Origin of the sequence: Marinobacter salexigens (genome assembly GCF_018860765.1) — a bacterium.
GTDB lineage: Bacteria > Pseudomonadota > Gammaproteobacteria > Pseudomonadales > Oleiphilaceae > Marinobacter > Marinobacter salexigens_A.
Genome location: NZ_JAHKPV010000021.1, coordinates 586,589 through 599,544, shown reverse-complemented (window position 1 = coordinate 599,544; position 12,956 = coordinate 586,589). Strand labels below are relative to the sequence as shown.

At 51.8% G+C, this 12,956-nt stretch carries 15 protein-coding genes; 7 read left to right on the top strand and 8 right to left on the bottom strand.

Going from position 1 to position 12,956, the window contains the following annotated elements:
• From KO508_RS16320 to sthA, 6 genes are all read left to right on the top strand, one after another.
• Positions 1–666, top strand: coding sequence for an NADH:ubiquinone reductase (Na(+)-transporting) subunit D (locus KO508_RS16320; RefSeq protein WP_216009345.1), 666 nt, complete (start codon positions 1–3; stop codon positions 664–666).
• Positions 666–1,274 carry an NADH:ubiquinone reductase (Na(+)-transporting) subunit E gene (gene nqrE / locus KO508_RS16315; protein WP_200201103.1) on the top strand — a complete coding sequence of 203 codons (609 nt, stop codon included), beginning with the start codon at positions 666–668 and terminating at the stop codon, positions 1,272–1,274. The genes KO508_RS16320 and nqrE overlap by 1 nt, the downstream gene beginning before the upstream one ends.
• Before the next feature lie 37 nt (positions 1,275–1,311).
• Complete coding sequence (gene nqrF / locus KO508_RS16310) at positions 1,312–2,538, top strand: NADH:ubiquinone reductase (Na(+)-transporting) subunit F (RefSeq protein WP_216009344.1); 1,227 nt, start codon at positions 1,312–1,314, stop codon at positions 2,536–2,538.
• Positions 2,539–2,547: 9 nt separating this feature from the next.
• The gene (locus KO508_RS16305) at positions 2,548–3,600 is read left to right on the top strand and encodes an FAD:protein FMN transferase (RefSeq protein ID WP_216009343.1); all 1,053 of its coding nucleotides are present in this window, start codon (positions 2,548–2,550) and stop codon (positions 3,598–3,600) included.
• A gap of 12 nt (positions 3,601–3,612) precedes the next feature.
• Positions 3,613–3,864 (top strand): (Na+)-NQR maturation NqrM, encoded by a 252-nt coding sequence (gene nqrM / locus KO508_RS16300; protein ID WP_216009342.1) that lies wholly within the window; start codon positions 3,613–3,615, stop codon positions 3,862–3,864.
• A 65-nt stretch (positions 3,865–3,929) separates the two neighbouring features.
• Entirely contained in the window at positions 3,930–5,321 is a 1,392-nt protein-coding gene (sthA, locus tag KO508_RS16295) for a Si-specific NAD(P)(+) transhydrogenase (protein ID WP_216009341.1), read from the top strand.
• 12 nt (positions 5,322–5,333) lie between these two features.
• Here the strand turns inward: sthA and KO508_RS16290 are convergent, their stop codons facing one another.
• From KO508_RS16290 to KO508_RS16265, 6 genes are all read right to left on the bottom strand, one after another.
• Positions 5,334–6,125 (bottom strand): glycerophosphodiester phosphodiesterase, encoded by a 792-nt coding sequence (locus KO508_RS16290; RefSeq protein ID WP_216009340.1) that lies wholly within the window; start codon positions 6,123–6,125, stop codon positions 5,334–5,336.
• Positions 6,122–7,249 carry a 3-deoxy-7-phosphoheptulonate synthase gene (locus tag KO508_RS16285; RefSeq protein WP_216009339.1) on the bottom strand — a complete coding sequence of 376 codons (1,128 nt, stop codon included), beginning with the start codon at positions 7,247–7,249 and terminating at the stop codon, positions 6,122–6,124. The genes KO508_RS16290 and KO508_RS16285 overlap by 4 nt, the downstream gene beginning before the upstream one ends.
• 9 nt (positions 7,250–7,258) lie before the next feature.
• Complete coding sequence (locus KO508_RS16280) at positions 7,259–7,723, bottom strand: TerB family tellurite resistance protein (RefSeq protein ID WP_216009338.1); 465 nt, start codon at positions 7,721–7,723, stop codon at positions 7,259–7,261.
• 64 nt (positions 7,724–7,787) lie between these two features.
• Positions 7,788–8,756, bottom strand: a complete 969-nt coding sequence (gene tal / locus KO508_RS16275) for a transaldolase (protein ID WP_216009337.1) — start codon at positions 8,754–8,756, stop codon at positions 7,788–7,790.
• Between the two features lie 128 nt (positions 8,757–8,884).
• Positions 8,885–9,967 carry a tRNA dihydrouridine(20/20a) synthase DusA gene (gene dusA, locus KO508_RS16270; protein ID WP_216009336.1) on the bottom strand — a complete coding sequence of 361 codons (1,083 nt, stop codon included), beginning with the start codon at positions 9,965–9,967 and terminating at the stop codon, positions 8,885–8,887.
• A gap of 77 nt (positions 9,968–10,044) precedes the next feature.
• Entirely contained in the window at positions 10,045–10,794 is a 750-nt protein-coding gene (locus KO508_RS16265) for a CLCA_X family protein (protein ID WP_216009335.1), read from the bottom strand.
• A 15-nt stretch (positions 10,795–10,809) separates the two neighbouring features.
• On the opposite strand from KO508_RS16265, the gene KO508_RS16260 reads away from it, so the two are divergent.
• Positions 10,810–11,205, top strand: a complete 396-nt coding sequence (locus KO508_RS16260) for a hypothetical protein (protein ID WP_216009334.1) — start codon at positions 10,810–10,812, stop codon at positions 11,203–11,205.
• A 68-nt stretch (positions 11,206–11,273) separates the two neighbouring features.
• Here KO508_RS16260 and KO508_RS16255 read toward each other — a convergent pair whose 3' ends face one another.
• Both KO508_RS16255 and KO508_RS16250 read right to left on the bottom strand, forming a co-directional pair.
• On the bottom strand, positions 11,274–11,651 hold the full coding sequence (locus tag KO508_RS16255; RefSeq protein ID WP_216009333.1) for a RidA family protein: 378 nt from the start codon (positions 11,649–11,651) through the stop codon (positions 11,274–11,276).
• Positions 11,652–11,678: 27 nt separating this feature from the next.
• Complete coding sequence (locus KO508_RS16250; RefSeq protein WP_216009332.1) at positions 11,679–12,953, bottom strand: NAD(P)/FAD-dependent oxidoreductase; 1,275 nt, start codon at positions 12,951–12,953, stop codon at positions 11,679–11,681.
• Positions 12,954–12,956 lie beyond the last annotated feature (3 nt).

The window sequence follows — 12,956 nt, the reverse complement described above, 5'->3', positions numbered from 1 at the left end:
ATGTCTGAAGTAACTGCCAAACAGGTTCTTTTCGAACCTATATTCAGTAACAATCCGATCGGACTACAGATCCTTGGTATCTGTTCTGCACTGGCCGTAACTACCAGCATGAACGTTACCATTGTTATGTGTCTGTCGGTTATCGCGGTCACCGCGTTTTCCAACTTGGCTGTATCGCTGGTTCGTACCCAGATTCCAGGCAGTATCCGAATTATCGTTCAGATGACCATTATTGCCTCGCTGGTTATTGTGGTTGACCAGATTCTCAAGGCCTATGCCTACGAAATCAGTAAGCAACTGTCGGTGTTCGTTGGTCTCATCATTACCAACTGTATCGTTATGGGCCGCGCTGAAGGTTTTGCCATGAAAAATGGCCCTTGGCTGAGCTTCTTGGACGGTATCGGTAACGGTATGGGCTACTCAGTTATGCTGTTGTTTGTCGCATTTTTCCGGGAACTGCTGGGTGCCGGTTCGCTCTTTGGCGTAACCCTGCTGACACCGGTTAACGAAGGCGGATGGTACATCACCAACGGCTTGCTTCTGTTGCCGCCTAGCGCGTTCTTCATTATTGGCTTGGCCATCTGGGGACTGCGTGCCTGGATGCCAGAGCAGGTAGAAGAAGAGGACTTTAAAATGTCCCGCCACACCCATAAGGAGGCCTTCTGATGGAGCACTATATCAGTCTGCTTCTCAAAGCAATTTTCATTGAGAACATGGCGCTCGCGTTCTTCCTAGGGATGTGCACGTTCCTTGCCATTTCCAAGAAGATTGAAGCGGCTACAGGCCTTGGCATTGCAGTTGTAGTGGTTCTCACGCTAACTGTGCCTGTCAACAACCTGATCTACAACAACATCCTTCGTGAGGGCGCCTTGTCCTGGGCTGGCTTGCCTGATGTGGATCTGAGCTTCCTTGGGCTGATCACCTACATCGGTGTTATCGCGGCTATTGTCCAGATCATGGAAATGATACTGGATAAATACATTCCGGCACTTTACTCCGCACTGGGGGTGTTTCTTCCATTGATTACAGTTAACTGCGCCATCATGGGTGCGGCACTGTTTATGGTTGAGCGCGACTACACCTTCGGTGAGAGTGTGGTCTATGGCTTTGGTGCGGGTGTGGGCTGGGCTTTGGCCATCGTTGCTCTGGCAGGTATCCGTGAAAAGCTGAAGTACAGCGACGTTCCAGACGGGCTCCGTGGTCTGGGTATCACCTTCATTACTGTTGGTTTGATGTCCCTTGGCTTTATGTCCTTCTCAGGGATTTCCCTGTAATTCACCCGGTGATTCGGTTTAACGAAAAGGCGAGACCATGTATACAGAAATAATACTCGGCGTGGTCATGTTCACCGTTATCGTTCTGGCGCTTGTGGCGATCATCCTCGCGGCGAGATCCAAACTGGTAAGCACCGGTGATGTGACTATCGAAATCAATGACGATCCGGAACATACCGTGAAAACGGAAGCCGGTGGCAAGCTACTGGGTACTTTGGCAGGTAGCGGTATTTTTCTATCGTCCGCCTGTGGCGGCGGCGGTACTTGCGCTCAGTGCAAATGTAAGGTAATTGATGGCGGTGGCGCCATGCTGGCCACGGAAAAGACGCACTTCACGAATCGTGAAGAGCAAGAAGGCTGGCGCTTGTCGTGTCAGGTTCCTGTTAAACAGGATATGAAGATTGAAGTGCCGGAAGAGTTCTTCGGCGTGAAGAAGTGGGAATGCGAGGTTGTTTCCAACCATAACGTGGCCACCTTCATCAAAGAACTGGTACTCAAGCTGCCCGAGGGTGAGGAAGTTGATTTCCGCGCTGGCGGCTATGTTCAGCTGGAGTGCCCGCCTTACGAAATTAACTTCAAAGACTTTGATGTCGAGAAGGAATTCCACGGCGACTGGGACAAGCTTGATATTTGGCGCTACAAGGCGATCAACAAGGAAGAAACCATCCGTGCTTATTCCATGGCGAACTACCCGGAAGAGAAGGGCGTTCTCAAGTTCAACATCCGTATTGCCACGCCGCCTCCAGGCACTGACCACCTGCCGGGCATCATGTCCAGCTACGTGTTCAACCTGAAGCCGGGTGACAAGGTTACGGTGATGGGGCCGTTCGGTGAATTCTTCGCCAAGAAGACCGAGGCGGAAATGGTGTTTATCGGCGGTGGTGCCGGTATGGCACCGATGCGCTCCCACATTTTCGACCAGCTCAAGCGCCTAAATTCCAAGCGTAAGATCAGCTTTTGGTACGGTGCTCGAAGTGTCCGCGAGATGTTCTATGTGGAAGACTTCGATGGGCTCGCAGAAGAGAATGACAACTTCGAATGGCACGTTGCTCTTTCAGATGCTCAGCCAGAGGACAACTGGGAAGGCCCTACTGGCTTTATCCACAATGTGCTCTACGAGAACTACCTGAAAGATCATCCGGCCCCCGAAGACTGCGAGTTCTATATGTGTGGGCCCCCAATCATGAACGCATCTGTTATCAAGATGCTGAAAGATATGGGTGTAGAAGACGAGAATATTATGTTGGATGACTTCGGAGGCTAAGCCTTTTAAATGACATCCCGCATCTTTCAACCCGCCTGGGTCACTTTTGCCAGCGTCTTCACGGCGCTGGTGTTGGTGACTTTGGCGGGTTGCTCGTTTAAGCCAGATGAACAAATCTGGGAAATCTCAGGGCCGGTGTTTGGCACCAGTTATCATATAAGTGTTGTGTTGCCTGAAGATCACGAGCGGCTCGAGAAACTGGCCCAAGGCATCGAAGAAGCACTCGAAGGTGTTGATGCCGCCATGTCGACATGGCGGAAGGATTCCGAGCTTTCAAAGCTCAATCGCCTGGAGGATCAATCAGATTGGATTCCGGTATCGGAACCGCTTTATGAAGTGCTCTCCAGATCAGTCGAAATTTCGCTTCTCACGGATGGCGCATTCGATATAACCATAGGGCCGGTGGTCAACCTTTGGGGCTTTGGGCCGGAAGCTCGGCCTGAACAGGTTCCGTCGGACGACGAGTTGGCCCAAGCACTCGCTTCAACCGGTTTTGAGCACCTCTCACTGCGGGCGCAACCGCCTGCTGTAAAAGCCTCCCGACCGCAGTATGTTGACTTGTCCGCCATCGCCAAAGGGTTCGGTGTAGACGTAGTGGCACGCTATCTGGATAGTGAGGGCATAAAAGCTTATCTGGTGGAAATCGGCGGGGAGGTACGCACACAAGGAATAAAGCCTGACGGTAGTGTGTGGCGACTTGCCATTGAACAGCCGACTGAGGGCGGACAGCATTCAGTAAACCGTATTGTTAATCTGCCCTCCAAGGCGATGGCCACCTCTGGTGACTATCGTAACTATTACGAATCGGAAGGGCGTCGTTTCTCCCATACAATAGATCCGAAAACTGGAAAGCCGATCGCGCACCGGTTGGCTTCAGTAACAGTTATTGCCGACGACAGCATGACTGCTGACGCACTGGCTACCGGTTTTACAGTGATGGGTTATAAGCGGGCTAGTGCGCTGGCTACGCGGGAGAATATTCCGGCCTATTTTATCATTCGGGCGGAAAACGGATTCGAGTCGCACCAGACTCCGGCGTTTTCCTCCTACGTTACTCAGTAAGGGGAGGGCAATATGGGTACCTTTCTTCTGGTTTTATTGATCGTGGTTCTTCTGGTTGCAGGCATGTCTGTTGGTGTGATTTTTGGGCGAAAGCCCATCAGTGGCACCTGTGGCGGCATTGGTGCTCTTGGCATCAGCTCTTCCTGCGACATTTGTGGTGGCAACACTCAGAAGTGTGAAGAAGAAAACCAGCGTGTGGCTTCGGAAGCCGCAGCGCCCGAAGATTTAGCCTATGATGCAAGCAAGGCTGGTCGTAAGCGGTGAAACGCTAGCAGATTTCAAATAATCACAGTTACTTTTCACGACGTAGATAAGGAGTCACTGCGCGCATGGCAGAATATCATTACGACGTCGTCGTTATCGGTGCCGGACCCTCTGGTGAGGGTGCGGCAATGAATGCGACAAAGCACGGCAAGCGTGTTGCTATCGTTGAAGACAAACCCACGGTAGGGGGCAATTGCACCCACTGGGGGACGATTCCTTCCAAGGCTTTGCGTCACTCGGTTAAGCAAATCATCACCTTTAATACCAACCAGATGTTCCGGGATATTGGTGAGCCCCGTTGGTTCTCGTTTCCCCGGGTCTTGCAAAGCGCACAGAAGGTTATAGGCAAACAGGTAAAACTCAGAACCCAGTTCTACTCTCGCAACCGTGTCGACCTAATCAACGGACGTGCCTCGTTCCTTGACCAGAACCGGCTTGAAGTCCGCGGGAACAAGGCTGTAGAGACCCTGCATTTCAAACAGGCCGTCATCGCGACCGGCTCACGCCCGTATCTACCGCCTGATTTGAATTTCCGTCATCACAGGATTTACAACTCAGATACCATTCTCAACCTTTCCCATACACCGCGCACCCTGATTATCTATGGCGCTGGGGTTATTGGATCGGAATATGCGTCAATTTTTGCAGGTCTTGGTGTGAAGGTAGACCTTATCAACCCGGGAAGTCGCCTGCTGTCGTTCCTTGACGACGAAATTTCTGATGCACTTAGCTACCACCTACGCAATAACGGTGTGCTAGTGCGCCACAACGAAGAGTACGAGTCTGTGGATGGTGACGACCACGGTGTGGTGCTTTCGATGAAGTCGGGCAAGAAAATTCGTGCAGATGCGTTTCTCTGGTGTAATGGCCGAAGTGGTAATACGGATAATTTAGGGCTTGAGAATGTTGGCTTAACTCCCAATGGTCGGGGCCAGCTTGCAGTAGACGAACACTACCGCACCGAGATCGAAAACATCTATGCAGCCGGGGATGTTATCGGGTGGCCAAGTTTGGCAAGCGCCGCTTACGATCAAGGGCGCTCTGCGTCTTCAGACATAGTTGATGATGACTACTTCCGTTTCGTCACGGATGTGCCTACGGGTATCTATACGATTCCGGAAATCAGCTCCGTTGGTAAAACCGAGCGTGAGCTGACGGAAGCCAAAGTACCCTATGAAGTTGGTCAGGCCTTTTTCAAGGACCTTGCCCGGGCGCAGATTACCGGCGAAGCAGTGGGTATGCTGAAAATCCTGTTCCACCGGGAGACCAGAGCCATTCTGGGGATTCACTGTTTTGGCGACCAGGCTGCAGAAATCGTCCATATCGGTCAGGCGATTATGAATCAGGAAGGTGAGGCTAACTCACTGAACTACTTTATCAATACCACGTTCAACTACCCGACTATGGCTGAAGCTTATCGGGTAGCTGCACTGAATGGCCTGAACCGGATCTTCTAATCTGTTCAGCGCTCAGCTGGCGGGCAATGTTTCATTGCCCGCAGCCATTTCGTTCCGGTCGGGCAGCGCCAGAGCTGCGCGTGCACGGTTATCGAAGAACATGCGCGTACTTGTGGGATAGTCTGTAATAACGCTGTCTACGCCCATAGCTTCTAGCCGAAGCATGTCTTGAATGCGGTTAACCGTCCAACAGGAAACGTGCATTTCTTTGCGCCGAGCGTTTTCGACGAGTTCTGGTGAGCACAGTTTCCAGTTAATGCACAGGTATTCACATCCCAGCCTTGCCGCCTGCCCAATTGGCCTCGGGAAGCGTCTTTCTGCTACCAACCCGGTGCGAATACGTTTATTTCTTCTCCGAATTTCTTTCAAAAACCATGTGTCTGACGAGGTAATCGCAGCCGTTTGATACAGGTTTCGATGTTGTATGATTTCCGTTAGCCGGTTACAGAGAACATTCAGCCTAGTGCGGGAGTCTTTTTTTACCTCAAGCTGGAAATGCTCAATATCGTTGAACTGATCCAGTAAATCCTCAAGCGACGGAATTCCGGCTCTCTCTGGCCAAGGGCTTGCGTTTTTACGGGCGTCCATTGCAGCAAGCTCTGCGGCGGTGTAATTGCTTACCTCGCCTTTTTGGCCTGTAGTGCGGTCGATTGTAAGATCATGCACCAGAACCGGTTTGCCATCTTTTGACAACACCAGATCCAGCTCAAAATGCCTAACGCCCTGCCGGTAAGCGTGTTTGAATCCGGGCAGGGTGTTTTCGGGGGCTTCACCTTTAGCCCCCCGGTGTCCGTAGACAATCATACCGGTGTTTCACCTTTTAAGCGTTGGTAAATAGCCTGACGCTTTTTCCAAGTGTCGTGGCATAACTGTATATCTTCCAGATAGGCCGGGAGTTCATTCATCAGTAGCGCCTGGGGCCCGTCTACCAGTGCTTTTTCAGGTTTCGGGTGAAAATCTACTAGCACCATGTTTGCCCCTGCGATCACGCCCTGTGCCGTTGCGTGCATGACATCGAGGATGCCATCAGGAGACTTTTCACGGGTGCCAACAGAGTGCGATGGGTCTACACAGACTGGCATGCGCGTCAGTCTTTTAACGGCGGGCACGTGGGCAAAGTCCACCATGTTACGGTGTGGCTGGCCAGCTTCGGTTTTCATGCCGCGCAAGCAGAAAATAACGTTTGCATTGCCTTCGCTGGCCAGATATTCCGCCGCATTCAGGGATTCGTTCAGAGTAATGCCGAACCCGCGCTTGAGCAGAACGGGATAGGTGCTCTGCCGACCAATAGCTTTCAGCAATTCAAAGTTCTGGGTGTTGCGGGTACCCACCTGAAGCATGACGCCGGTCGGCCGCCCAAGCTTTTCCAGACAGGTATCGATTTCTTCAATGTGGCTTTCATGGGTGATTTCCATGGCCACTACTTTGATACCGTGCTTGCCTGCTTTTTCAAATACCCAAGGCAGGCAGCCTTTACCATGGCCCTGAAACGAATAGGGGTTGGTGCGGGGTTTGTAGGCGCCCATTCGGGTACATACCTGACCATTCTGCTCCAAAGCCTGCAACATCATTTCTACATGCTCTGGAATATCGACGGCACAGAGTCCTGCAAAAATATTGAGGTTGGATTGGTTAAAATTTACCCCGTTATAGCTGAAGCCGGTTTGCCGGTTATCATCCCGATGGCGGCCCAGAATCCGGTAGTCCTCGGATATGCGGATGGCCCGCTCGACCGCGGGCAAGGCTTCAATTTCTTCTTTGTCGAGGGGCTTTGTGTCGCCTAGCAGGTATATTTCAGTAAGCCGCTGGCTGGCGCCCTGAATTTCATGTACGCGCACAGTTACGCCTGACAGGTTTTCCAGATAGTGCATTGTCTGGCGATAGGCTTCGCTGTCGAGCGGTGTATCGGGGTGAAGAATAGCTAGCATGCGATCTCCTTAATGATCTAAAGCCTCAGAGCGGGCGCTCTCAGCCCTGTGCCGTGCCTGCATGAGTTCCCTGTGGTTCAGGTGCAATAAATCAGCGATACGGCGAATTAGGTGCTCTTCGTATTTGTCGATGCGATCATCTGCCAGAGCAACGTGCCAGATGCTCTCCAGTAGTGCCTGCTTACCGTCTTGATCCAGTGCATCGTTTATTTGTCCGGTAAACTCATAAAGTGAAGTGGCATCCTCAGCCTGGCTTAGCGCAGTGGCCAGTATTTCTTCTGCTTCTTCACGGGTTATCTGATGGGCCTTCACGGCGCAGTCCACGATAACTTGCAGCTCACGCTCATCCTGATCACTGTCTACTCGTGAAAGCTGAACCATCAAAGCAGTGGCAGCAATCGCAAGCTGGCGATCATCGGGTTTATGATGCTCCGTTTCCGGCGCACTAAACAGTTTTTTCAGGCTCTCAATCATAATCTGCACGGATGTTTAGGTGGATTAAAAGTGCTCCGAGATTGCGCCAAACAAATATTGGTCCTCAGGCAGCTTTGTTGGCCAATTGGCGAACCCGGTTTTCCAATTCAATCTGATCGGAAGTAAAGCGGCGAATGCCGTCTGCAAGCTTTTCAGTGGCCATAGCATCTTCATTGGATTCCCAACGGAAGCGCTTTTCATCCAGAATTCCAAAGCCATCGGTTGAAGAGGCACCGGTAGCAGTCAGCTGCTGCTCCAGCTTGCCGTTGTCGTCTTTGAGCTCCTGAAGCAATGCCGGGCTGATTGTAAGCCGGTCGCAGCCGGCCAGCATTTCGATTTCGCCGATATTGCGAAAGCTAGCGCCCATAACCACAGTGCTAAAGCCATTCGCTTTGTAGTAGTTGTAGATTCGCGCTACCGACAGTACGCCGGGGTCTTCTGAAGCAGGGAAGTGGTCGCGGCCACTATTGGCGATATGCCAGTCCAGAATGCGCCCCACGAAAGGCGAAATCAGAAAAGCGCCAGCCTGAGCGCAGGCCGCAGCCTGAACGAAAGAGAACAGGAGTGTGAGATTGCATCGTATGCCTTCCTGCTCGAGTATTTCCGCAGCGCGTATACCTTCCCAAGTAGATGCAATCTTGATGAGGACTCGACTGGTATCCACGCCCTGCTGGTCATAAAGCTCGATCAGGCGGCGTGCCCGCTTGAGCGTGGCCTCAGTATCAAAAGATAAGCGCGCATCCACTTCGGTAGAAACCACACCGGGTATCAGGCTGAGTATTTCCTGACCCGCCAGAACCGCGAGCATATCGGTGGCCAAGGTTAGTTGCTCTGCGTCTGAACCACCCTGTTTACGTGCCATAGCAACGGCTTTTCCAAGCATGGGCCGATAGGCATCAGATACGGCCGCCTTCAATAATAGCGAGGGGTTTGTGGTGGCATCCTCAGGGCGCCACTGGGCAATAGCATCGATATCGCCTGTATCTGCCACTACGGTGGTCATGGTTTTCAGTTGGTCGAGCTTAGTGGTCATTCGTATAGTCGTCCCGATTGATATTTTTATCAGCACATCCGACTCCTGGATGCGGGTTGTACTTCTACAATAACGGGCTGTAAAGGCAGGAACAAGATAGCAAAACGTTAGGTTCTGGCAATACAACGTTAAGGCTGTGACACGGCACTCGTTGCGGCTTCCGTTTGTACAGGCTCCTCTTGCTCTTGAACCTTCGCCAGCGCCGCCTGAATCACTTCCAAGCCCGCACCAGGTTTATGGGCATTTTCACTGATGTAGCGGCGAAATTGGCGACCACCGGGCATTCCGTGAAAAAGCCCAAGCAGGTGCCTAGAAATGTGGCCAAGGAAAACACCACGGTCCAACTCACTTTGAATAAACGGATACATAGACCGGAGTGCTTCGTGGCGCGAAGCAACAGGGGGCTCGTTACCAAAGAATTCTGAATCTACGCCCGCCAGTAGCCAGGGGTTGTGATATGCCTCGCGGCCCAGCATTACACCATCTGTATACTCCAAATGTTGGTGGCATTCCTCGAAGGTTTTGATGCCGCCGTTGATAATGATTTCAAGGTGCGGGTACGTCTGTTTCAATCGGTAAGCCCAGTCGTATTTCAGGGGCGGAACATCCCGGTTTTCCTTAGGGCTCAGGCCCTCAAGAATAGCGATGCGTGCGTGCACTATAAAGGTGCGGCAACCTGCAGCGGCGACCTTCTCAATAAATTCGCAAAGCTCGTCCCAAGACTCGCGGCCGTTAATGCCAATACGGTGCTTGACCGTAACCGGTAGACGAGTAGCTTCAATCATCGCCCGAATGCCTTCGGCTACCTTGTCAGGGTGCCCCATCAGGCAGGCGCCAATCATGTTGTTCTGAACGCGATCACTAGGGCAACCAACGTTCAGATTTACTTCGCTAAAGCCAAACTCTTCCGCAAGTCGTGAACAGTGGGCCAACTCGCGTGCATCACTGCCGCCTAGCTGAAGAGCCAACGGGTATTCAGCAGAGTTGTGGCGTAAAAACCGATCAGTATCGCCGTGAATCAAGGCGCCTGTGGTGACCATTTCGGTGTAGAGTAGGGTGTGTCGGCTAAGCAGGCGAGCAAGATACCTGTAATGCGGGGTAGTCCAATCCATCATTGGCGCAACGCAAAAGCGGCGAGATGGCTCTGGCCCAGTATTTTCAGGGGTTTTGTTGGAGAGGTTCGCGTATTCCGAAGGTACGTTGCTGGTCATCTATTGCTCAAGTCTGCTCATTATTCGAATATCCAAGTCTATCAGGAAAACGGTTCAGCTGACCAAAACAGACTGCTTCATCCAGCTTTCGCCTGTTCCCGGTACAAGGCCGCACCCAGCGAGGCAAAATAGTCTTGGAATGTTTCGTTGATACGCTGGCGATGCATGCCCTTTGGATAAAGGCCCGCATTGGCTTCGTCTGAATAGACAGTACCGCGTACCAGGAAAGAGTTGTTGGGAGTGCTATCTTCTATGAAAGCCTCAAAAGCCCGGGCGCAAAGCTCTTCCGGCTTTGCGTAATACAGCACCTTTAGTTGCTCGTCGGCATCTTTGGATGCCTGAAATAGGGGGCTTGGCGCCGTTCCGTCTTCAGTTAACAGAATGGTCTTAAAGCAGGTGCTGAGTAAGCTGTTTAGTGGATGATCTTTCTGCAGGGCACCACCGAGCCAGCCGCTTGAGGCAAACCCAAATTTCCCTAAACTTCGGAAGGCTCTAGACCCCATGTAATGATCAAAAGCATGGAACCATTCATGAGCCAGGCTACCGGCACCAGCGTTCTTTGCGAGTGCCAGTTGTCGGGTTGCGGGAACATAGTGGGCAGACACCCCGGGCCGACCACCAATGCCGTACTGCATGCCGAGAGTTCCACGAAGAGATATGAGGTTTTCTGGCCCCTGCAAAGTCGTCATTAGATCACACAGAGCCCTGTAAAATCGATCCGCTGCACGATCCCGCTCTGTTGGCGTCACCCAGCGACCGATCTCGATGCCGCGGAAATCGAATCGGCGTCGTACCGTAATAAAAGAGATGGGGTGAGAGATCGTCATGAATATCCTCCACGTTTGAGCGATCAAAACGGAATGGCATTGGTGATAGAGCGGCTTATGGTCGCCAAGGAGTGTGACGAGCATGTTACATGCAAAAGCTGTCTATATGTACAGTATTTTGGTTCGCGTGATAGGGCGTTCCGTATTCTCACTGAATTGTTAGCGCCATCGGGAATGCTGGTTGTTACTCTCCGGTATGGCCCCAGCGATGGTGAGAGGAAATTCTATGAGGTCAGTAGGGCTGAGATAGACGGCTTTGCCCGTCAGCGTGCAGTCATGCCAGTTCCTTTGCCTCAAACACCAAGAGCCGACGAGCTTAAACGTGATGATGTTTGGTGGGAGGCAGCCGCATACAGGCTGCCTGTAGAGGGAATACTTCAGCAACGGTTGCGGCTGAACGTGAATCTTTGATTAGTCGACCGCCCAGTTCTTGCTGGGAAATTAAAACAGGGAGATAGTTTGGCGCAGTCAATTAATGCCTAATCTTTGATGGCTGCATAGACCACCAGCTCAACCAGCATTTCTTCTCGAGCAAGACCGGCTATTACCAACGCAGCTCGGTTTGGATAAGGCTTCTCGAAGTACTCTGCGTAGATGCTGTTAACAATCGGCAGGTGTGATCTGTCGGTGACGTAAATCAATACCTGTGTGACATCTGTTAGGTTTGCATTTGCGCATTCTAGTGTGTGGCGCAAGTTTTCCATGGTCTGGCGAGTTTGGGCTTCAATACCGCCTTCAACAACGTTCCCTTGGCCATCAATAGGGATTTGAGCAGTAAACAATATCCCGTTACCAATGGTTGCCCACTCAAGCGGCGAGGGGGACGCGTACAATTCTGTTTTTACTGTTTTAATCATTTTTGCTCTTCCTTAGGTGGGTTTTGGTTAGCGTTCAGCACCAGCCAGCCGCCTTTCCACAGCGCTGACGAGATTGAATCCAATGTGTCTAATTGGCTCAGGTGGCATCCAGCTGGGTACGCCCATGAGTTCGTTTACGTTTAAGCAGGGTTGGCCGGAAGCAAGGTTGGCCAACTGCTGTCCCAGAAGCGTTCCCTTTAAAATACCTACACCGTTACATCCGATGGAGGCGAATAGCCCTTTCTTAAGCTGGCCCCACAGCGGGGCACCATTTGCCGTAAGCGACGTGGTTCCGCCCCACCATTCCTCCAAACCATAACTACTCAGTTCAGGGAAACGGTTTAATAGGCTTTGTTCAAGATAGCGCCGTGTGGAGTCATTACCTTCGCGCTCGTAGCCGTAAAAGCCGCGTATAAGAAGTCTTCCATCGTCGGTCGTTCTTAGGGTGGAGCCAAGACGGTGGGCAGGTAGCAATCCCCATTGCCCTTCCGGTGCCAGGGCAGCGAATAAATCGGCTGGCAATTTGGGGGTGATCCCTGCATAGGTGAATATTTTGACGCTATAAGCATTGCCAAACCCCAGAGAGGCGGCAAAGGCATTGTTTGCCAGAAATACCTTTGGAGCTTGTATGGAACCTTCGGGTGTTGTGGCCAGCCAGCCAGATGAGGTTCGGGAGAGGTGAACAGCTGGGCTTTGCTCATACAATTTAATGATTGGAGGAAGGCTTTGTGCCAGGTTTGAGATCAGTGCATAGGGGTTAACCAAACTATTGCCTGGCAAATTAAGCCCAGCACGGTAATAGCTACTGCCCGTAATTGATCTTAATCGCTCCGCACTCATCCACTCGAAAGGTTGGCCGCTTTTTTCAAGGAGGGTCGCTAAGGCTGACAAATTTCGCATGCCTCGATCTGTAGCTGCGCCTTTGAAAATTTTAGAGTTTGCCGTGACGGCTCCCGTATAGCCTATTTCACGCATGACATCTTGCGTGGACTGATAACGATGGTACAGAACTCCGGCTGCCTCAGGGGTGGCACCAGTGAAGGCATGTTCGAGAACAAAGCCCGAGTTGCGGCCGGGGGAGCCTGCTCCAATGGTTTCCGCCTCCAAAACTCTGATATCACTATTTGGCTTTAACTTTGCGAGTTGGCGGGCTATGCCGATGCCGGTATAGCCAGCGCCTACAATGATCGCATCGCAGGTTTGATAACCTGTAAGGCGAGAGTGTTTCGGGGACAGCTCAGACGGCTCATTCCAACCGCAGGCGCGTTTATAATCAGGATACGGGGAACTGCTCGTGTTCATCGT